We start from the raw sequence: 21,074 nt of genomic DNA, 5'->3' as shown, positions 1-21,074 counted from the left end.
TTCCCTCAGGAGACGTGTTGCTGCGGGCGACGGCGGTACGCCCAGACCATCATGATGATACCCGCCAGCACCATTGGGATCGAGAGAATCTGCCCCATACTGATGTATTGCACCCACTCGCCAGTAAACTGCGCGTCTGGCTGGCGGAAGAACTCCACGATGATGCGGAACGCGCCATAGCCAATTAAAAACAGGCCGGAAACCGCCCCGGTCGGGCGTGGTTTGCGGATAAACAGGTTGAGGATGATAAACAGGACAACCCCTTCCAGCGCCAGCTCATACAGCTGAGACGCGTGACGCGGCAGCACGCCATAGGTATCGAAGGTCGACTGCCATTCCGGGTGAGACGGCAGCAGCGCGAGATCTTCAGCGCGGGAGCCCGGGAACAGCATTGAGAAACGGAAGTTCGGATCGACACGACCCCACAATTCGCCATTGATAAAGTTGCCAAGGCGACCACAGCCGAGCCCGAACGGGATCAACGGAGCAATGAAATCAGAGACCTGGAAAAAGGTGCGTTTGGTACGACGGGCAAAGACGATCATCACAATGATGACGCCAATCAGGCCGCCGTGGAACGACATACCGCCATCCCAGACGCGGAACAGATAGAGCGGATCTTCAAGGAACAGCGGGAGATTATAGAAAAAGACGTAGCCGATGCGCCCACCGAGGAAAACCCCCAGGAAGCCTGCGTACAGCAGGTTCTCGACTTCGTTTTTCGTCCAGCCGCTGCCCGGGCGATTGGCCCGACGCGTCGCCAGCCACATCGCGAAGACAAAACCGACCAGGTACATCAACCCATACCAGTGCAGGGAGACCGGTCCAATGGAAAAAATCACCGGATCAAATTCCGGGAAATGCAGATAGCCACTATTCATCTGTCACCACAAGTGCTTGTTATTCCGCCAAAAGTGGGTAGCGGTAGATGCGCGCAGCCGCACGGGTCGGCTGCTCCAAAGGTGCGAATAATAGCACAGGGCAATGCCGGGCGATGCGGCTAAGATGTAAAAGATATGTATAGTCTTGCGATGTAATGCCCTCTCCCGCAAAGGAAAGGGCACAACACAGCGGCTAGCGACCGCCGCGGATCAGACCGCCGAGACCGCGACGCTCCATAAACGCCGCAACCTGATGGCGCACCTCTGCCGTTTGTAACGCTTCCAGACCGCGCTGCGCGAGTACCTGCGCCTCTTCCAGCTCGATATGCCGCAGCAGATATTTCACGCGGGCAACGGAACGACCGTTCATCGACAGATGCCGGAACCCCATGCCGAGGAGGATCGTCACACACATCGGATCCCCCGCCATTTCACCGCAGAGACGTAAATCGATGCCGTACTGCTCGGCGTCGCGGGCAATAATAGACAGCGCCCGCAGCACCGCCGGGTGGAGACTGTCGTAGATACTTGCCACGCGGGTGTTGTTGCGATCAACCGCCAGAATGTACTGGGTCAGATCGTTGGTGCCGACAGAGATAAAATCGACGCGGCTCGCCAGATTCGGCAGCATAAACACCATCGACGGCACTTCCAGCATCACACCGACACGCGGCTTAGGAATGGCGTAGCCGATCATTTCTTCGACTTCGCGCCCGGCGCGGTCGATCAGACGTCGTGCTTCGTCCACTTCTTCAATGCTGGTTATCATCGGCAACAGGATGCTGAGATTACCGGAGGCGGCATTGGCGCGCAGCATAGCGCGCACCTGCACCAGGAATATCTCCGGCTGATCGAGCGTCACGCGGATCCCGCGCCAGCCGAGACAGGGGTTTTCTTCGCTGATGGGCATATAAGGCAGTTGTTTGTCCGCACCGATATCCAGCGTACGCAGTGTGACGGGCTTGTCGTTGAACATCTGCAACATGCCCTGATACTGCGCCACCTGCTCTTCTTCGGACGGGAAACCGCTTTGCAGCATGAAGGGAATTTCCGTGCGATACAGACCGATGCCGTCAATGCGGCTGCCGAGTTTCTGCTCATGTTCCGGGCTCAGACCGGCGTTGAGCATGACCTTGATGCGCTCGCCGCTTTTCAGCTCTGCCGGACGATCAACATCATCTTCCGCGATCCGGCTCAGTTCATTCTCTTCGGTGATGAGGCGTTGATACTCCTGCTGCAACACCTGTTCAGGGTCGACCAGTAGTTCACCGCGATAGCCATCAACGATCAACATACGACCGTGCAGCACCGAAGGCTGAATATCCGCCCCCATTACGGTGGGAATGCCAAGCGCGCGGACCATAATGGCGGCATGGGAGTTGGCCGCGCCGTCGCGAACCACCACCCCGGCTAAACGATCCTGCGGCACTTCGGCAAGCGTGGTGGCCGACAGTTCATCCGCCACCAGCACAAAACGCTCGGGCCAGGCATTCGGCCCCTGAATGGAATCATCAAGATGGAAGAGGATCCGCTGCCCGAGCGTGCGAAGATCCCCGGCACGCTCCTTGAGATAACCGTCACTCAGCGCGGCAAACTGCTCAGCAAATCTTTCGATGATCGTTTTAACGGCCCATTCGGCCACTGACCCGTTATCGACTTCCGCGAACAACTCACGGCGCAGACGGGCGTCGGACAACAAGTGGGAATAGAGATCAAAAATCGCCGCGGTTTCTTTTTGCGCGCCCGCCGCATAGCGTTTGCTGTAGCGACGAAACTCGTTCGCCGCCTCTTCCAGCGCCCCGGTCAGCCTCTCACGCTCAAGCGCCGTGTCGAGCGTCGAGGCCTGGTAAACCTGCTCCATCAACGGCAGCGTCGCGTCCATCCAGCCGGAGGCTATTGCCACACCAGGCGCGGCCGGTAAGGCGCGGATCCGCGTCTGACGATACTGGCCAAAGAGCGCGGTTAACTGCGATTGCGACAGAATAGCCGCCATCTGGGTGGCGAGTGTGACCAGGAACGACTCTTCGCTTTCATCGTACTGACGCAGCTCACGCTGCTGCACGACTAGTACGCCGAGCAGTTGTCGCCGTTGAATAATCGGCACGCCAAGAAACGCGCGGAAACGCTCTTCTTTGACCGAGGGAATATATTTAAAGCTGGGGTGCTTATGGGCATCAGCAAGGTTGATGGGCTCAGCCAGTCGCCCGACCAATCCGACAATACCTTCATCAAATGCCAGCGTGATGGTGCGCCCGCGCGGTTTTTTTAACCCGCGGGTCGCCATTAGGTAGTAACAGCGCCGGTCGTGGTCGGCCAGATAAACCGAGCACACTTCAGTTTCCATTGCCTGACAGATATCCGTCACCAGAATATCCAGCGCCTCGTTCAGGCGTGGAGCACTGGCAACCTTCTCAACGATCTCTCGCAACCGGGTGAGCATAATCTGCGTCGCTTAACCTCTTTTACGTCGAAAAGCAGGCGCATTTTGCGGCTTCGGCGTACTTTCCGACAGCGACATTACAACGCTTGCGAATTCCTTCATGACCCGGCGGTATACGTCGCGTTTAAACGATACCACCTGACGTACAGGATACCAGTAACTCACCCAGCGCCAGCCGTCGAATTCCGGCGTGCTGCTGGTTTGCATATTGACGTCCGCGTCACTGCTGATCAACTGCAAGAGAAACCACTTCTGTTTCTGGCCGATACATACCGGCTTTGTGTCCCAACGCACCAAACGTTTAGGTAATTTGTAACGCAACCAGTTGCGTGTCGAAGCGAGAATGCGCACATCTTTACGGCTCAGACCAACTTCTTCAAACAGTTCCCGGTACATCGCCTGTTCAGCGGACTCCCCCGGGTTGATTCCACCTTGCGGGAATTGCCAGGAGTGCTGACCAAAACGCCTGGCCCACATGACCTGGCCCTGGCGATTGCAGATTACAATTCCAACGTTTGGGCGGTAGCCATCGTCATCAATCACCGGACTACCTCAAAATAAGCTTCAATATGAATGATTGTTTCATACTACCCGGAAACGGTAAACCACTCTGTTAGTGCCTGCGCACCGGATAACAATTGAATAACTCACAGTAAATGTCAGAGTTATGAACAGCGGGCACGCCGACTAGCGCATTTTATTCACTTTTTCTGTGGATAGAGTTGTGAAGAAGTACGGAATTAACCCGGGAAAACCCGGAGTTATCCGAAGAAGTCATTATGCCCCCTTGATAATAAAATTATTATATTCATCATGTTAAATGTATCAAATAACGATTTGCACCGCGTAACGTGACGATCATCACACCGGCGATCCTTTGGTTGATGAAAGATCGAGCAGCGTCGTTTTTATCCACAGATTGTGCCAATAAGTTAGGCACATTTTATGCGAAAATTCGATTTTCGTCGCACGTCAAGGCTGTAAATCGAAACAGTAGTGGGTGTTTTTCCCAGTTATCCCATTTTTCTGTGGATAACTGGGTGTAAGATCCTGTTCATTGTCAGTGACCAGTTTAGGAAAACTTCTTTTGCTGTTTCAGACTGCGTGCCAGAAAACGTGAAAAAAGTCATATAAATCATTGTATTGGTCTGTTTATCCAAAAACAGGTAAACTCTGGCCACAGCGACAAAAAGTGTCGTCTATTTTTTCGCCAAAAAGGTTTTCGTTATGTCCCAGCCGGTTCCACTCGTTACGCCGCCGCAATCAGAAGCCCAGTTACTCGCCCAGGCACAGCAGCTGGCGGGCTTAACCCTGGGCGAGCTGGCGACCCGCGCAGGCCTGCCGACGCCGCGGGATTTGAAGCGGGATAAGGGCTGGATCGGCGTTCTGCTGGAACGCTGGCTCGGCGCCAGCGCGGGCAGTAAACCCGAGCAGGATTTCGCGGCCCTCGGCGTGGAGCTGAAAACCATCCCGGTGGACAGGCGCGGCCGCCCGCTGGAAACCACGTTTGTCTGCGTCGCCCCGCTTACCGGCAACAGCGGCGTGAGCTGGGAAACCAGTCATGTCCGGCACAAGCTCAACCGCGTGCTGTGGGTGCCGGTCGAAGGCGAGCGGGAAATCCCGTTGGCGGAACGGCGCGTCGGTACGCCGCTGCTCTGGAGCCCGAGCGCAGAAGAAGACCAGCAGTTGCGAATGGACTGGGAAGAACTGATGGATTTGATTGTTCTCGGTCAGGTGGAACGCATCACCGCCCGCCATGGCGAGGTGTTGCAGTTGCGCCCGAAAGCCGCGAACAGCAAAGCGCTCACCGAGGCCATCGGCGCGCACGGTGAACTCATTTTTACCCTGCCGCGTGGCTTTTACCTTAAGAAGAATTTCACCGCCGCGCTCCTCGCCCGTCATTTCCTTTTGGGTTAGAGGCGCGTGTATAATGCGCTTTTCGTTTTGGCAGGACTTAATAGATGTTGTTTGCATGGATAACCGATCCCAACGCCTGGCTGGCGCTGGGTACGCTGACGCTACTGGAAATCGTACTTGGGATCGATAACATTATTTTTCTCTCTCTGGTGGTGGCGAAGCTGCCAACCGCACAGCGGAACCACGCGCGCCGACTGGGTTTAATGGCGGCGATGATCATGCGTCTGGCGCTGCTGGCGTCGATCGCCTGGGTGGCAAAACTGACGAATCCTTTATTCACTGTATTCAGTCAGGCGATTTCCGCCCGTGATCTCATTCTGTTGCTCGGGGGGCTCTTTCTTATCTGGAAAGCCAGTAAAGAGATCCACGAATCGATCGAAGGTGAAGAAGAAGGGCTTAAGACCAACGTCCATTCCTTCCTCGGCGCCATCGTGCAGATTATGTTACTGGATATTATCTTCAGCCTTGATTCCGTAATCACGGCGATAGGTCTGTCGGATCACCTGTTTATTATGATGGCGGCAGTGGTGATTGCCGTTGGCGTCATGATGTTCGCCGCGCGGCCGATTGGTGAGTTTGTTGATCGCCATCCGTCCGTCAAAATGCTGGCGCTCTCTTTCCTGATCCTGGTGGGCTTCACGCTGATTCTGGAAAGTTTCGACGTGCATGTGCCGAAAGGATATATCTATTTCGCGATGTTCTTTTCGATTGCCGTGGAAAGTCTCAATCTCATGCGAAATAAGAAAAACCCACTTTAGGCAGCATTTATGCCCCCGAAATGGGGGCTTACATCCATTTTTAAGATTTTACCGCTTTTTACTGACCGTTAATCAGGTTATTACTAGACTAACAGGAGTGCGGTCATATAAAGGGGTCAAGAATGAAAAAATGGGCGGTTTTGATTTCTGCGGTAGGAATAGCGTTTGCCGTTTCAGGTTGCAGCAGTGATTACGTGATGGCGACCAAAGATGGTAGAATGATCCTGACGGATGGAAAACCTGAAGTTGACGACGACACGGGCTTGATCAGTTATGAAGATCAGCAAGGCAACAGAATGCAAATCAACCGCGACGACGTCTCCCAAATTATTAAGCGCTAACAGAAAAGAGGTCAGCACTGCTGGCCTTTTTTGATCTTTTTACTTCCACTTTTTCTCCCCCTCTGCCATGTTTATATACCCTAAATAATTCGAGTTACAGGAAAGCGGCTATGCATTATCACCGTATCCCCCACAGCTCCCTGGAAGTCAGCACGCTGGGGCTGGGCACTATGACGTTTGGTGAACAAAACAGCGAAGCCGACGCCCATGCACAGCTCGATTATGCCGTCAGCCAGGGCATTAACCTGATTGATGTCGCAGAGATTTACCCCGTTCCTCCGCGCCCGGAAACGCAGGGGCTGACGGAAACCTTCGTCGGCAACTGGCTGGCAAAACACGGCAGCCGTGAAAAGCTGGTGCTGGCCTCGAAAGTCGCGGGTCCGACGCGCAACAACGACAGCGCCGTACGTCCCAACCAGGCGCTGGATCGTAAAAATATTCGTGACGCGCTGCATGACAGCCTGAAGCGACTGCAAACCGATTACCTTGATCTCTACCAGCTCCACTGGCCGCAGCGCCCGACCAACTGTTTCGGCAAACTCGGCTATGAGTGGACTGAAACGCAGCCGGTCATCACTCTGCTGGAAACGCTGGAAGCGCTGAGCGAATTTCAGCGTGCCGGTAAGATCCGCTACATCGGCGTCTCCAACGAAACACCGTTTGGCGTGATGCGTTATCTGCACCTGGCCGACAAGCACGATCTGCCGCGCATCGTCACCATTCAGAACCCCTACAGCCTGTTGAACCGCAGCTTTGAAGTGGGTCTGGCGGAAGTGACCCAGTACGAAGGCGTTGAACTGCTGGCGTACTCAAGCCTCGCGTTTGGCACGCTGACGGGCAAATACCTGAACGGTGCGAAACCTGCGGGTGCGCGCAACACGCTGTTCAGCCGTTTTACCCGTTACAGCGGCGAGCAGGCACAAAACGCGGTGGCGGCGTATGTCGATATCGCGAAGCGGCATCAGCTTGATCCGGCGCAGATGGCGCTGGCATTTGTGCGTCGTCAGCCGTTTGTCGCCAGCACGTTGCTGGGCGCCACGACGATGGAGCAACTGAGAACCAACGTTGAAAGCCTGCATGTTGAGTTAAGCGAAGAAGTCCTGGCGGACATTGAAGCCGTGCATAAGGTGTATACCTATCCGGCACCGTAAGCGAGCGTTACCCGGCTTGCGGGCCGGGTAATGTGACATTAGCGACGACGCCCCCAGACCCACAACGCGGCAATCGCCAGCGCAAACAGCACGCCAAACCCGATACCGACACCAACGACCGGGATCCCCACCTTTACCGCCAGCGAGTACAGGCCAAGCATAATCAGCATTGCGCCGTTTTCGCCGAGATTTTGTACGGCAATCGCATTGCCTGCGCCGACAGTCTGTTTGCCCCGCTCCTGCAACAGCGCATTCAACGGTACGACAAAGAAACCGCCAAACACGCCAATCAACAGCAGCAAGGCATACGCGGGCAACAGCGCATGCTGGAGTGAAAAGACCGCCACCACGATGCCAATCAGGATCCCGGCAGGCATACAGCGGGAGACGGTCTCCAGCGTCACCAGTTTTGCCGCCGCACCGGCACCGACCACAATCCCCACTGCCACCATCGCGTTGAGATACGTTGGCGTGGCGTTATCGACGATGCCCAGTGCTACAGGCACCCACAGCACCAGCAAAAAGCGTAACGTGACGCCTGCGCCCCAGAACATGCTGGTGCCGACGAGGGAAAAACGGGTTTCGCGATTGCGCCACAAAGAGGTTGTGGCGGAAAAGAAGCTCGCGGTCATCGCGTTAAAGCGCCACGACTGCCCCGGACGCGCCGCAGGCAGACGAGTGATAAACAGGTTTGCCACCACCGCGCCCGCATAAACCAGCGCACAGGCGCCCAGCGCCGCCAGTACGTGCCAGTCCGCCAGAATCCCCCCGGTGACGGAGCCGAGCAGGATCGCGGCAATGGTTGAGGATTCCATCAGCCCGTTCGCTTTGACCAGTTTGTCGCCGGTGGTTAGTTCGCCCAAAATGCCGTATTTGGCGGGCGAGTACGCCGCCGCGCCGACGCCCACCAGCGTGTAGCCAATAAACGGATTCACGCCGAAGCAGATGCTGGCCGCGCCGACCAGTTTCAGGCCGTTGGCGAACATCATCACCCGGCCTTTGGCGAAGCTGTCGGCTACCTGACCGACAAAGGGCGCAAACAGAATGTAAGCACCCACAAACACCATTTGCAGCACCGGCTGGCTCCAGTCGGGGTAGAGCTGTTCCTTCATCAGCGCCAGCGTGGCAAAAAGCAGTGCGTTATCACCAAATGCCGAAAGAAACTGTGCGCAAATGACGGCCATCATCCCTTTCGACCACAGCGAGGTGTTAGTGTGCACTGACTCACTCATCGTGTTGTTCCGCCTCTTCAACCCTGGTTTTAAGCGTGACAAAATCCGGCTTGCCGCTGCCCAGCACTGGCAACTGTTTCATGAAACGAATGTCGCGCGGCACCGCCAGTTCCGGGATGCCATGCGCGCGGGCATACTGCTGGAGTTTGTCGCGGCTCAGTTCATTATCGGTGGTAAACAGCACCAGCGCTTCGCCTTTGCTGGCATCGGTCTTGATGACCGTGGCATGCATTTTGTCAGGCGAGACCGCCAGCGCCATCTGTTCAACCACTTCCAGGGAAACCATCTCCCCGGCAATTTTGGCAAAGCGCTTCGCCCGCCCCTGGATCTGCACAAACCCTTGCTCATCAAAGGTGACGATATCACCGGTGTCATACCAGCCGGTTTCCACTTCCCCGTGCTGATTTTCCGCTGACGGCGCTTCCAGCACGCCCGGATTTTCGACCCGCAGATAGCCGTTCATGATGTTGGGCCCTTTCAACTGCAAACGACCGCCCTCGTCGATTCCCGGCACCGCCAGCAACCGAGCGTCCATACCAGGCAGAATGCGGCCCACGGTATGCGGTTTTGCCGCCATCGGTACGTTGATGGACACCACCGGCGCACATTCGGTCACGCCGTAACCTTCAAGTACCCGCAAGCCGAACTTGTCCTGCCACAACTGACGCGTACTCTCCTGCAACTTCTCCGCACCAGCCACTACGTAACGAATGCGGAAGAAATCATATGGATTGGCGAAACGCGCATAGTTGCCGAGGAACGTTGAGGTGCCAAACATTACGGTGCAGTTGCGGTCGTACACCAGCTCCGGCACCACGCGATAGTGCAGCGGGCTGGGGTAGAGAAACACTTCGGCGCCGGTCAGCAGCGGGGTAAACAACCCGACAGTCAGGCCGAAGGAGTGAAACAGCGGCAGCGCTGACATAAAGCGGTCTTTCGCCGTAAAGTCGGCGATGGCTTTGATCTGCTCAACGTTCGCCAGAATGCTTTTGTGGCTGTGCACCACGCCTTTGGGGTGCCCTTCCGAGCCGGAGGTAAACAGGATGATCGCCGCATCTTCCGGCTGTTGTTTCACCTGCGCCAGCCGTGGCATCAGCAGCCGCGAGAAGATCCACAGTTTGTCCGCTGTAGTGACATCCCCTTTCAGATCTTCAAGGAACACCCAGCGCACCTGCGTCAGTTGCTCCGTCAGCGGCCACAGTTTGCCCTTATCAAGGAACATCCGGGAGGTAAAAATGGTTTTGATTTCGGCGGCGGTAATCGCGCTGGTGAGCCCTTTCACCCCCGCGGTGTAGTTCATCATCGCCGGAATACGCCCGCGCGCCACCGCACCGAAAATCACCGCCGCGCTGATACCTGCGTTGGGCAACATCAGGCCGATTCGCTCCCCCGGCGCGCTGTACTTTTCGAGGATACGGCCAACGAACAGCGTTTTGGTCAGCAGCTTGCGGTAGGTATCGGGCTGAAAATTGATATCTTCCACGCAGTTTTTGCGGGCGCCAAAACGGGACTGCGCCGACAGCAGCGCGTCATACAGCGTTTCGCGCGGGCGCACCGCCATCCGGGCTTCCATCATGATCTGATGCAACATTTCGCCAGCGATTTTGCGGCGGTCGCGGGCTCGCGGCGCGTCCGGCATCGGAATGCGGGTCGGCGGCAGAATATGCAACTGAATACGCGGGAACAGGCGCTGTTTCACCAGCCCTTTCAGGCGGCTGAAATGAGTTAGCTCAGCGCCTTCAATGCGCACCGGTACAATGGTCGCATTTGATTTTGCGGCCACGAACGCCGCGCCATCGTAGATTTTCATCAACGAGCCGGTGACGGAAATACGCCCTTCCGGGAAAATCACCACCGGACGGCCCTGCTCGATCAGGCGCACCAGATGCTTGATAGTCATTGGTTTCGTCGGGTCGAGGGGAACAAAGTCGATAATCGGCTTCAGCCAGCGCATAAACCACTTTTCGCTGATCGAGGTATAGACAGCAAATACCGGGCGGATCGGGAGAAATAACGCCAGCAAAATGCCATCAATAAACGAGACATGGTTAGGCGTGATTAACACTTTATACTGGTAAAGCGCGTCGGTATTGCCCGTCATCCTGACGCGGAAGAGCAGCCGACACAGCAGCCGAAAAAATCCAAAAAGCATATCAACTCCATTTGCCTGACGATGATTTCAATGAAGGTTACACGAGAAGGCCGGGGAAATGCAGCGGACGAGCGAATTTTTGGGCAAAAAAAACCTGCGCGTCTGCGCAGGTCGGTGCAAGAATAAAGTACGAAACGTGTACTGAAGAATCTCACCAATCAATACCTCTGGGACGATCAGAGTAACAATCTGTCCGGTGAGACCTCCAGAGAACATTCGCAACAGCCCTTCGCAAAGTGTAACTAAAGGTTTGAATTCACTTTTCCCGGTTTCAATTACCGCCGACGAGCCGTGTAACGCTTACACCGATGAGACCGCGACGGCGTCACATTTGTACAAGGGTTCCGCCCCTTTCCCTTGAACCCTGCCCCTTTTTCCGTAACACTGTGTAGGTGTAAACGTTTTCCCACTAGAAGGCATACTATGGCGACAATAAAGGATGTAGCCAGGCTCGCAGGTGTTTCTGTCGCCACCGTTTCCCGCGTCATCAACCACTCTCCCAAAGCCAGCGACAGTTCACGGCAGGCCGTGCTGTCGGCGATGGAAGAGCTCAGTTATCACCCGAACGCCAATGCTCGCGCGCTGGCTCAGCAGTCGACAGAAACGGTTGGGCTGGTCGTAGGCGACGTCTCCGATCCGTTTTTTGGCGCGATGGTCAAAGCCGTCGAACAGGTGGCTTACAACACGGGCAACTTTTTGCTGATCGGCAACGGTTATCATAATGAGCAGAAAGAGCGTCAGGCCATTGAGCAACTCATTCGCCACCGCTGCGCCGCGCTGGTCGTGCATGCCAAAATGATCCCTGATGACGAGCTGATCGGGCTGATGAAACAGATCCCCGGCATGGTGCTGATCAACCGCATTCTGCCTGGCTTTGAAAAGCGCTGCGTCGCGCTCGACGACCGCTACGGCGCCCATCTCGCTACCCGCCATTTGATTCAGCAGGGGCATACCCACATCGGTTATATTTGCTCCAACCACCCGATTTCAGATGCGGAAGATCGCCTGCAGGGTTACTACGACGCGCTCAAAGAGAGCGGACTGCCGTGTCAGGATCGGCTGGTGACCTTCGGCGAGCCGGACGAAAGCGGCGGCGAACAGGCGATGATGGAGTTGTTAGGTCGTGGCAGAAACTTCACCGCCATCGCCTGCTACAACGACTCAATGGCCGCAGGCGCGATGGGTGTGCTGAACGATAACGGCATCGAGGTGCCCGGTGATATTTCGCTGATTGGTTTCGATGACGTATTAGTGTCTCGCTATGTCCGCCCGCGTCTGACTACCGTGCGCTACCCGATCGTCACCATGGCGACGCAGGCGGCAGAACTGGCGCTGGCGCTGGCCGAAAAACGCCCGCTACCGGAAGTGACGCACCTGTTCAATCCGACGCTGGTGCGCCGTCACTCAGTGCTGGCGCCTGCCGACAGCGAAAGATCGTAACGATAAAGATGCACGGCGGTGTCCGGGTAATCCAGGCCATCGCCGATGTAGTGCCAGCCAAAACGTTCGTAAAAATCCCGACAGGCCGAGTAGAGATGCAGTTGCGCGTAGCCTTTCTCGCGGGCATAGTCGATAACGTAACGCTGGAGTTTCCCCGCCAGCCCCGCACCGCGCGCCGTCTCAGCGACATACAATGCCGCCATCCACGGCCATAAATCCTGACGGCTGATTAAATCGCAGCGCCATAGCCCCACGGTACCGAGCAGCGTGTCGCCATCGGTGGCGATGAACGTCAGCGGCAGCGCGTCCGGCGTCTGGCTGTGATGAATAATGCTGGCGAAAAATTCCCGCGGCAGCGGATCGCCAAAGGCCTGCCAGAGCCAGTCGGTCACCTGCTCAGCATGGTGGGGCGCGTTATACAGCGGCTGGATTTTCACGTCATCTCCAGGGGAAACGCGGGGTTGAGAGCGGTTATTCTAGCAAATTTTCTGAAACCATCATCGCGACGTTTAGCGACGCATCGCCGTGATTTCACAGCAAAAAGCGTGATCTTAGTCGTTTTTTAACACTTGAGGAATGGCTTATACGCCGGGCAGCCTGTGATAAACTATCCATCATTTCGTGTAATCAGGGATCTACAATGGCAACAATGCTGGATGTCTCACTGCGCGCAGGCGTATCAAAAGCGACTGTTTCCCGCGTACTGAACGGCACAGGTCAGGTTAAAGAGAGCACCCGTCAGCAGGTCTTTCAAGCGATGGAAGAGCTGGGCTATCGCCCCAACTTTCTGGCACGATCTCTCGCCAACCGCACCAGCAACAGCATTGGCCTGGTGGTCTCCACCTTCGACGGCTTCTATTTTGGCCGTCTGCTGCAACAGGCGTCGCGGCAGACGGAATCCCACGGCAAACAGCTGATTGTCACCGACGGTCACGACACCCCGGAGCGGGAAGAGCAGGCAGTACAGATACTTGCCGACCGGCAGTGCGACGCCATTATTCTCTACACCCGCTATATGAGCGAAAAAGCGATCATGGCGCTGGTGGACTCGATCCCGATGCCGCTGGTGGTGATCAACCGCGATGTGGCGCAGGCCCGGGATCGCTGCGTGTTCTTCGAACAACAGGATGCCGCGTTCCAGGTGGTGGAATACCTCATCTCGCAGGGCCATCGCGACATCGCCTGCATCACCGTGCCAATCCACACCCCGACCGGGAAAGCGCGTCTGGAAGGTTATCGCAACGCACTGAAAAAACACGGCATTCCGTGGGATGCGGCAAAAGTGAAATACGGTGATTCCAGCATGACGCGCGGTTATGAACTGTGCCGCGAATTGCTGGAGGATAACACCCGCTTCAGCGCTCTCTTCGCCTGTAACGACGACATGGCGTTGGGAGCGTCAAAAGCGCTGCATCAGGCCGGGCTGCACATTCCACAGGACATTTCCCTGTTCGGTTTCGACGATGCGCCGAGCGCAAAATGGCTGGAGCCGGGGTTGTCGACGGTCTATTTACCCATCGACAACATGATTGTGACGGCCATTGAACAGGCGATTAAGCTGGCAAATCACCAGCCGATCGAAACGATCCCGCCGTTCACCGGTACGCTGGTATTGCGGGATTCGGTAACCGTCGGGCCTTACAGCAGCTCCAGCGCGATCAATTCCTGAATGGTCTGACGACGGCGAATCAGCCGCGCTTTACCACCATCAAACAGCACTTCCGGCAGCAGCGGACGGCTGTTGTAGTTGGATGACATCGACGCGCCATACGCTCCGGTATCGTGCAGCACCAGGTAATCTCCCGGCACGACCGCTGGCAGCGGTCGGGTTTCCACTTTACCACCTTCCTGTTGCGTAAAGACGTCCCCCGATTCGCATAACGGGCCTGCCACCACCGTGTCGATCAGCGGCGCATGGCTCAGATCACGCCCGTCCGCCGGTAACGCCGAAATGTGGTGATAACTGCCGTACATCGCCGGTCGCATCAGATCGTTAAAGCCCGCGTCGATCAGCACAAAGTGACGACGCCCCATCGTTTTTACGCTGCGAACCTGCGCCACCAGCACACCGGCTTCCGCCACCAGGAAACGCCCCGGTTCAATCTCCAGCTTCACCGGGTGACCGAGATGCTTCGCGATTTTCTCCCGCGCGGCATTCCACAGACCGTAGTAGTGCTGCGTGTCGATGGTTTCGTCCCCTTCACGATAAGGGATGGAAAGCCCGCCACCGGCGGAGATGGCGTCCAGATCCTGCCCAAAGGCAAGCACTTGTTCCACCATTGCGCCGCACACCTGCTCAAGATGCGCATAATCCACGCCGGAACCGATATGCATGTGAATGCCCACCAGCTTCAGTTGATAGCGTTGGATCGCCGCCAGCGCCAGCGGCAGATCGCTGTGCCAGATCCCGTGTTTGCTGTTCTCGCCGCCGGTATTGGTTTTCTGGCTGTGACCGTGCCCGAAGCCTGGGTTGATGCGTAACCAGACGCGATGACCCGGCGACGCGGCACCCAGTTGTTCGAGCATATCCACCGAACCGGCATTAACCGGGATCCCCAGTTCCGCCACCCGCGCCTGGGTTTCGTTGTCCAGCACGTCAGCAGTAAAGACGATGTCATCCGGACGGGTTTTCGGATCAAATCCCGCCACCAGCGCACGTTCGATTTCGCCCAGCGACACGGAATCCACCTTCACGCCCTGCTCGCGCATCAGTTGCAGAATATGCACGTTGGAGCAGGCTTTCTGCGCAAAACGGACCACGTCAAACTGGCTGAGCTGGGCGATTTGCTGACGAATAATCTGCGCGTCATACACCCAGACCGGACAGCCAAATTCCGCAGGCAGGCGCAGCAGGTTTTCGGCGTTGAGGCTGGTATCAGTATTGTGCAGCGGGCGTGGCATGGCGGACTCCGGGTATTAATAAATCATCAATTCTCCCGATTACGCCATAAAACGAAGGCAATAAAAAATATCGTTTTATCGCCAGTCTATGCAAAAATGATATGGATTACGTTCTCACAGGAGCTTCCCATGGCGACGGTAAACCTGCGTCATATTGAAATCTTTCACGCGGTGATGACCGCGGGCAATCTGACCGAGGCGGCACGTCTGCTGAATACCTCGCAGCCCACCGTCAGCCGTGAACTGGCGCGTTTTGAGAAGGTGCTGGGATTAACCCTGTTTGAGCGTTCACGAGGCCGTCTGCACCCGACGGTACAGGGGCTACGGTTGTTCGAGGAAGTGCAACGGTCGTGGTACGGGCTCGACAGGATCATCAGCGCCGCAGAAGGGCTGCGCGAATTTCGCCAGGGTGAGCTTTCCGTGGTCTGCCTGCCGGTCTTTTCGCAGTCCTTTTTACCCGCACTATTACAGCCTTTTCTGGCACGATACCCCGAAGTGAGCCTGCAGATTGTGCCGCAGGAATCGCCGTTGCTGGAGGAGTGGCTTTCCGCCCAGCGTCACGACCTGGGCTTAACGGAGACCTTACAGACGCCCGCCGGAACGGAACGCACGCCGCTACTGACGCTCAATGAGGTTTGTGTACTGCCGCACGATCATCCGCTGGCAGCCAAAACCGAGCTGACACCTGCGGATTTTCACGGTGAGAACTACATCAGCCTGTCGCGCACCGACAGCTATCGCCAACTGCTGGACACGCTGTTTACGGAACATCAGGTGAAACGGCGAATGGTGGTGGAAACGCACAGCGCGGCATCGGTGTGCTCGCTGGTACGGGCGGGTGCCGGGATTTCAGTGGTCAACCCGATGACCGCCCTCGACTATGCCGCCAGCGGCGTGGTGGTACGCCGCTTCAGCGTGGCGGTGCCGTTTACGGTGAGCCTGATTCGCCCGCTCCATCGACCCGCATCGGCGCTGGTCGAGGCTTTTTCTCAGCATTTACAGGCTCACCTGTCGTTGATCACGCAGCCGCTGGAAGCGGTGCTGAAACGCACTACGACAGCATAAATTCGACGGCATCCGTGGCATGGATCGCCGCGGTATCAAAGACCGGCACCGGGCTTTGTTCCACCGGCACCAGCAGGCCAATCTCGGTGCAACCGAAGATCACCCCTTCCGCGCCCTGCTGCGCCAGCCGTTCAATCACGTTCAGGTACATATCGCGTGATGGCTGCGTGAAGCTGCCGAGGCAAAGCTCTTCAAAAATGATGCGGTTGATCTGCTCGCGCTCGCTGGCGTCGGGAATCAACGTTTCCAGTCCGAATTCGGATTCCAGCCGCCCACGGTAGAAATCCTGCTCCATGGTGTAGCGGGTGCCGAGCAGCGCCACGCGCGTCATCCCCTGTCTGGCAATAGCCCGCCCGGTCGCGTCAGCGATATGCAAAAAAGGCACGGCGCAGCGGGATTCAATGGCACCAGCGACTTTGTGCATGGTATTGGTACAAAGCACAATTCCTTCCGCCCCCGCCTTTACCAGCCCCTGTGCGGCATCGGCCAGCATCTCGCCAGCTTTATCCCACTGATTGTTCGACTGGCAGAATTCAATCTCATGGAAATCGACGCTGTGCAGCAGGATTTTCGCCGAATGCAGCCCGCCGAGGTGCTGCTTGATACCTTCGTTAATCAGTCGGTAATAGGGGATGGTTGATTCCCAGCTCATGCCGCCCAGTAATCCAATTGTTTTCATCCACAAACCTCAGAGTGTCATTTCATTCAGTGAAACAAAATGAGGGGGGATTTTCCAGCGAATAAAATGTTGAGGCGGGATTATGGAGTTTTGAGAATATGTCAGTTCGGTGAGGGGTTCCGTTCACCTCCAGTGCATTGCTACTCTGAAACCGCAATACTGGTGAACGTGTTAAGGGTGCTCGTCGCCGCACCCTTAACAATCCCGGCTCCCGGCAGGAAAATTGCCGCTTCGCGGTTCCCTCCGCTTATTCCTCCAGGCGGCCGGGCCGGGCGTGAGCCTGCATCCATGCAGGCCACACCCTAAGCCCGCATCCCTGCGGGCTTTCCCTGCCTTACGGAAACACGTCGGCAATTTTCGGCCGGACCCGCCACACTTCGGCATCGGTGCGATTAATGATTTTTTCTTTTAGCGAATCTTCCTGGCATTAATGAGCAGTGTGGTCCCAGAGAAGCAGAGCAATTGAGGTGAACGGAACCCTTCTCCATACCCTCATGTACGCATAACAAAAATCAAACCACCTTCAGCGATGGTTCGCGCGTTCTTATCGCCTGACGCAGCAGAATGCCACCACAGGCTACCATCCCGCCGAGCAGGGCGGCGAGCAGCACTACGAGCGATTTACCCGGGCCGTCTTTTTTCACTGGCAGTGACGCGGAAAGCTGATATTTGAAAACCGGAAAAGTTACGTTTTCGATGTTCAGTTTTTCCAGCTGTCCCAGCACATATTCCCGGTTACGCAGATTGCCGTTCAGCTCAGACACGTCAGCAATCGATTTTTCGATTTCCAGTTTACGGGCGATGCCGTCCGCGCCGAGCGATACGGAGAAATCGGGGTCATCTTTTACTGCCTGGCCGTTGCTGTAAACCGGCTTCGCAATGCCCGCCGCTTTTGCCACTTCCAGCGAGTAGTTCAGACGCTTAATTTTCGCGTCATGAAGATTGGCGAGCTTTGCCCGCTCGAGATCGAGCGCCTCTTTTTCGGTTTTGGTTTTCAGCGCCAGCGTGTTGCGCACATCGTCCATCGTCTGCTCAACCACCTGCTTCGCGACGAACTGGATATAACCGTCGAGGATACTCTGCGCTTCCTGCGGGTCAGGTGCGGTAAAGCTCAGCGTCCAGGAACTGTAGGGTTGCGGATCATTCTTTTTGTTACTGCTGTCATCGACCGCTTTCATTTTCTCGGAGATCGCCACAATCGCCCGGTGCAGTTCCATTGGGTCGACCTGCGTGTTCTCAAACTGCTCCATGAGCGCCGGCGTGGACTTGATGTACTCTTCCAGCAGCAACTGGGAACGGAATTTTTTGATAAACAGGCTGAATGCCTCGCCACGGTCGATGTGGGTATTCACATCAAGCACCTGCAGATTAACCAGCGTCTGGCGCAGGGTGTTCCACTGCGAGGATTCCGCAGGGGTAATCACCGCATTACTGGTCCATTTTTGCGGCAGCAGGAAAGAGACCAGAAGCCCGGCAAAGGCGAATCCGAGGACACAGGCCAGAATATGCCGCTTCGCACACCATAACGTATCAAGGAGAGAGAGAAGATCGATCTCCCCGCCACGCGAGGCTGCAGGCGGATAATGTGCAAATTCTGAAACGCTGCTTGATTTGATTTCCAGTGAAGACATGGCAGACAAAAGCTCTGATTAATTCCCTTAAGATGGGGATAATATCTCATTGTAGGAATAATCTGAAACGGTTTTTAATTCAAATTTCAGTGCTACAAAAAATAGTAGTTATTAAAAAGATGTGATCAAGGGTCTTAGAAAAGGGAAATGATTTTTGTTAGGAGAATGAACATGGAAATATTAATTTTAATAAAATCAATAAATTAGAAATACCTCATTAATGTTTAGTCTTTTTATCGTCCGGTAGCGATGTATGGTTACGGACAATTCTAAATATGATCGTCAGATAATCCCATATCTCAGGTGAATATATCTTCTGTATTTGATTTAACCAAAATCCATGACATTTAGCATTACTAAACCGTATTAATCATGCGCCTTCCGGGTAAGAAACAGGCAAAAAAAACCCCCGCCGCTGGCGAGGGTTGATGAGGCAGACAGGAGATTAGCGGGCCAGCCAGCCACCATCCACCGCGATGGTATAGCCGTTGATATAGTCAGAAGCCGGAGAGGCTAAAAAGACAATCGGCCCTTTCAGATCACTCGGCAGCCCCCAACGTCCGGCCGGAATACGGTCAAGGATTTCTGCGCTACGCTGCTCATCCGAACGCAGCTGCTGCGTGTTGTTGGTCGCCATATAGCCCGGCGCAATCGCGTTAACATTGATGCCGTGCTTCGCCCACTCGTTCGCCAGCAGACGGGTTACCCCCATCACCGCGCTCTTCGAGGCCGTGTAAGACGGAACGCGGATGCCGCCCTGGAAGGAGAGCATGGAGGCGATGTTAATGATTTTGCCGCCTTTGCCCTGCGCGATGAACTGCTTCGCCACCGCCTGAGACATGAAGAACACCGTTTTGATGTTCAGGTTCATGACGTCATCCCAGTCTTTTTCGCTGAAATCGATGGAGTCGGTACGACGGATCAGACCAGCGTTGTTGACCAGAATGTCGACGTGACCAAATTCAGCCACCGCACGTTCCAGCAGTTCAGGCACGCGATCGATAGTGCGCAGATCCGCGGTCAGGCTCAGGAAGCGACGCCCCAGCGCAGTAACGCGCTCAATGGTGTCGGTCGGCTCAACCACGTTAATCCCGACGATGTCACAGCCTGCTTCCGCCAGACCCAGCGCCATCCCCTGACCCAGACCCGTATCACAACCGGTCACGATGGCCACTTTCCCCTGCAGGGAGAAGTCATTCAAAATCATGTTATTCCTCACTCTTACTGCGCCTGCATTGCTCAGGCATGATTAAAACGTATCCTGCCTGCGACTAGCGCAGATCTTTTACCGCGACGTGGTCCATATCATCAAAGACCTGATTTTCGCCTACCATCCCCCAGATGAAGGTGTAAGCGCGGGTGCCCACGCCGGAATGGATTGACCAGCTCGGGGAAATCACCGCCTGCTCGTTGTGCATCACAATGTGACGCGTCTCCTGCGGCTGACCCATCATGTGGAATACGCAGGCGTCATCGTCCATGTTGAAGTACAGATACACTTCCATACGGCGTTCGTGGGTATGGCAGGGCATGGTGTTCCACAGGTTGCCCGGCTCAAGTACCGTCAGGCCCATGCTGAGCTGGCAGGTTTCCAGCACGTCCGGCACGAAATATTTGTTGATGGTGCGACGGTTGCTGGTGAGATTGTCGCCAAGCGTGACGGGCGCGACATCTGCTGGCGTCACTTTTTTGGTGGGATAGGTCATGTGCGCCGGCGCGCAGTTGTAGTAAAACTTCGCGGGTTTTGCGCGATCAACGCTGGCGAATACCACTTCTTTGGCGCCTTTGCCGACGTACAGCGCATCGCGATGGCCGATCTCGTAGCACTTGCCGTCAACGGTAATGGTGCCCGGGCCGCCGATGTTGATCACGCCCAGCTCGCGGCGCTCAAGAAAATAACTGACGCCTAATTGCTTACCGACTTCGCCGCCGACAGAGACGGTTTTGCTGACCGGCATAATCCCACCGACGATGATACGGTCGATGTGGCTGTAAACCATGGTGTATTCATCCGCGACAAATACTTTCTCAACTAAAAACTCATCGCGCAGCCCCTGAGTATCAAGCGTTTTTGCATGCGCACTATGGATGCTTTGTCTGACGTCCACGTTCACCTCCAGAAAAGTGTTTTGTGATCGGGTAAGCGGATTAAAACAGAGTTCCGCTTTGGATATGTCGCCATCCTACCCCTCCTGAAATGGGTTTTCAATTATAAATAAAACAACGTTTCAATTTTAAAGGTGAAGATTGTCAGAAATGCTGCATTGATCACGCCGCCGCGCGGCAGCGTGAACGTAATATCATAAAATACAATGCGTTAGAATATCTTTGAAAAAAAGCGGCAGTAACGAAAAAGGGAGTTTAAAAACAAAGATGGAATGCAGAATGCGATGAATTAGTGAGAGTTTGTCAGGAATTTGCGCCGGTCATCACACAAAATGAAACAGCGTTTTGATACGTTTCGGGCTGATTGATTCCGCAGAGTA

General features: G+C 55.5%; 18 protein-coding genes. 7 read left to right on the top strand and 11 right to left on the bottom strand.

The window, feature by feature from the left end; genetic code table 11:
* Nucleotides 1-5: 5 nt before the first annotated feature.
* From lgt to rppH, 3 genes are all read right to left on the bottom strand, one after another.
* Nucleotides 6-881 carry a prolipoprotein diacylglyceryl transferase gene (lgt, locus tag AOY23_RS04210; protein ID WP_054177586.1) on the bottom strand — a complete coding sequence of 292 codons (876 nt, stop codon included), beginning with the start codon at nt 879-881 and terminating at the stop codon, nt 6-8.
* A gap of 193 nt (nt 882-1,074) precedes the next feature.
* A complete protein-coding gene (gene ptsP / locus AOY23_RS04205) occupies nt 1,075-3,321 on the bottom strand; it encodes a phosphoenolpyruvate--protein phosphotransferase (protein ID WP_054177585.1) in 2,247 nt (748 codons plus the stop codon).
* Between the two features lie 12 nt (nt 3,322-3,333).
* Nucleotides 3,334-3,864: an RNA pyrophosphohydrolase gene (rppH, locus tag AOY23_RS04200; protein WP_054177584.1), complete on the bottom strand. Its 531-nt coding sequence runs from the start codon at nt 3,862-3,864 to the stop codon at nt 3,334-3,336.
* Nucleotides 3,865-4,548: 684 nt separating this feature from the next.
* Here rppH and mutH point away from each other — a divergent pair.
* The 4 genes from mutH to AOY23_RS04180 all read left to right on the top strand — a co-directional run bounded on the left by mutH (nt 4,549) and on the right by AOY23_RS04180 (nt 7,488).
* Nucleotides 4,549-5,238 (top strand): DNA mismatch repair endonuclease MutH, encoded by a 690-nt coding sequence (gene mutH / locus AOY23_RS04195; protein WP_054177583.1) that lies wholly within the window; start codon nt 4,549-4,551, stop codon nt 5,236-5,238.
* Between the two features lie 44 nt (nt 5,239-5,282).
* Nucleotides 5,283-5,996 (top strand): TerC family protein, encoded by a 714-nt coding sequence (locus tag AOY23_RS04190; RefSeq protein WP_054177582.1) that lies wholly within the window; start codon nt 5,283-5,285, stop codon nt 5,994-5,996.
* Between the two features lie 122 nt (nt 5,997-6,118).
* Nucleotides 6,119-6,337: a YgdI/YgdR family lipoprotein gene (locus tag AOY23_RS04185; RefSeq protein ID WP_038157816.1), complete on the top strand. Its 219-nt coding sequence runs from the start codon at nt 6,119-6,121 to the stop codon at nt 6,335-6,337.
* Between the two features lie 110 nt (nt 6,338-6,447).
* Nucleotides 6,448-7,488 carry an NADP(H)-dependent aldo-keto reductase gene (locus tag AOY23_RS04180; protein ID WP_054177581.1) on the top strand — a complete coding sequence of 347 codons (1,041 nt, stop codon included), beginning with the start codon at nt 6,448-6,450 and terminating at the stop codon, nt 7,486-7,488.
* Nucleotides 7,489-7,526: 38 nt separating this feature from the next.
* Here AOY23_RS04180 and lplT read toward each other — a convergent pair whose 3' ends face one another.
* Together lplT and aas are read right to left on the bottom strand one after the other, a co-directional pair.
* Complete coding sequence (gene lplT, locus AOY23_RS04175; protein ID WP_054177580.1) at nt 7,527-8,720, bottom strand: lysophospholipid transporter LplT; 1,194 nt, start codon at nt 8,718-8,720, stop codon at nt 7,527-7,529.
* Nucleotides 8,713-10,872, bottom strand: a complete 2,160-nt coding sequence (gene aas, locus AOY23_RS04170) for a bifunctional acyl-ACP--phospholipid O-acyltransferase/long-chain-fatty-acid--ACP ligase (protein WP_054177579.1) — start codon at nt 10,870-10,872, stop codon at nt 8,713-8,715. The genes lplT and aas overlap by 8 nt, the downstream gene beginning before the upstream one ends.
* A gap of 423 nt (nt 10,873-11,295) precedes the next feature.
* On the opposite strand from aas, the gene galR reads away from it, so the two are divergent.
* Complete coding sequence (galR, locus tag AOY23_RS04165; protein WP_054177578.1) at nt 11,296-12,312, top strand: HTH-type transcriptional regulator GalR; 1,017 nt, start codon at nt 11,296-11,298, stop codon at nt 12,310-12,312.
* Here galR and AOY23_RS04160 read toward each other — a convergent pair.
* Nucleotides 12,273-12,749, bottom strand: a complete 477-nt coding sequence (locus AOY23_RS04160; protein ID WP_054177577.1) for a GNAT family N-acetyltransferase — start codon at nt 12,747-12,749, stop codon at nt 12,273-12,275. The genes galR and AOY23_RS04160 overlap by 40 nt on opposite strands.
* 203 nt (nt 12,750-12,952) lie before the next feature.
* Here AOY23_RS04160 and AOY23_RS04155 point away from each other — a divergent pair, with 203 nt between their 5' ends.
* A complete protein-coding gene (locus AOY23_RS04155; RefSeq protein ID WP_054177576.1) occupies nt 12,953-13,981 on the top strand; it encodes a LacI family DNA-binding transcriptional regulator in 1,029 nt (342 codons plus the stop codon).
* Here the strand turns inward: AOY23_RS04155 and lysA are convergent.
* Nucleotides 13,951-15,213 carry a diaminopimelate decarboxylase gene (lysA, locus tag AOY23_RS04150; protein WP_054177575.1) on the bottom strand — a complete coding sequence of 421 codons (1,263 nt, stop codon included), beginning with the start codon at nt 15,211-15,213 and terminating at the stop codon, nt 13,951-13,953. The genes AOY23_RS04155 and lysA overlap by 31 nt on opposite strands.
* A gap of 129 nt (nt 15,214-15,342) precedes the next feature.
* On the opposite strand from lysA, the gene AOY23_RS04145 reads away from it, so the two are divergent.
* Nucleotides 15,343-16,278, top strand: a complete 936-nt coding sequence (locus tag AOY23_RS04145; protein ID WP_054177574.1) for a LysR family transcriptional regulator — start codon at nt 15,343-15,345, stop codon at nt 16,276-16,278.
* Here AOY23_RS04145 and AOY23_RS04140 read toward each other — a convergent pair.
* From AOY23_RS04140 to kduI, 4 genes are all read right to left on the bottom strand, one after another.
* The gene (locus AOY23_RS04140) at nt 16,265-16,957 is read right to left on the bottom strand and encodes an aspartate/glutamate racemase (RefSeq protein WP_054177573.1); all 693 of its coding nucleotides are present in this window, start codon (nt 16,955-16,957) and stop codon (nt 16,265-16,267) included. The two genes, AOY23_RS04145 and AOY23_RS04140, sit on opposite strands and share 14 nt — an antisense overlap.
* Nucleotides 16,958-17,469: 512 nt before the next feature.
* Entirely contained in the window at nt 17,470-18,588 is a 1,119-nt protein-coding gene (gene wzz(fepE) / locus AOY23_RS04135) for an LPS O-antigen length regulator Wzz(fepE) (protein ID WP_054177572.1), read from the bottom strand.
* 445 nt (nt 18,589-19,033) lie between these two features.
* On the bottom strand, nt 19,034-19,795 hold the full coding sequence (kduD, locus tag AOY23_RS04130; protein WP_054177571.1) for a 2-dehydro-3-deoxy-D-gluconate 5-dehydrogenase KduD: 762 nt from the start codon (nt 19,793-19,795) through the stop codon (nt 19,034-19,036).
* 64 nt (nt 19,796-19,859) lie between these two features.
* Nucleotides 19,860-20,696: a 5-dehydro-4-deoxy-D-glucuronate isomerase gene (gene kduI / locus AOY23_RS04125; RefSeq protein WP_054177570.1), complete on the bottom strand. Its 837-nt coding sequence runs from the start codon at nt 20,694-20,696 to the stop codon at nt 19,860-19,862.
* Nucleotides 20,697-21,074 lie beyond the last annotated feature (378 nt).

It is taken from the genome of Trabulsiella odontotermitis, assembly GCF_001297775.1.
In the GTDB taxonomy this organism is placed as follows: domain Bacteria; phylum Pseudomonadota; class Gammaproteobacteria; order Enterobacterales; family Enterobacteriaceae; genus Trabulsiella; species Trabulsiella odontotermitis.
The sequence above is the reverse complement of the archived record's forward strand: the minus strand, read 5'-3'. Positions and strand labels throughout refer to the sequence as shown.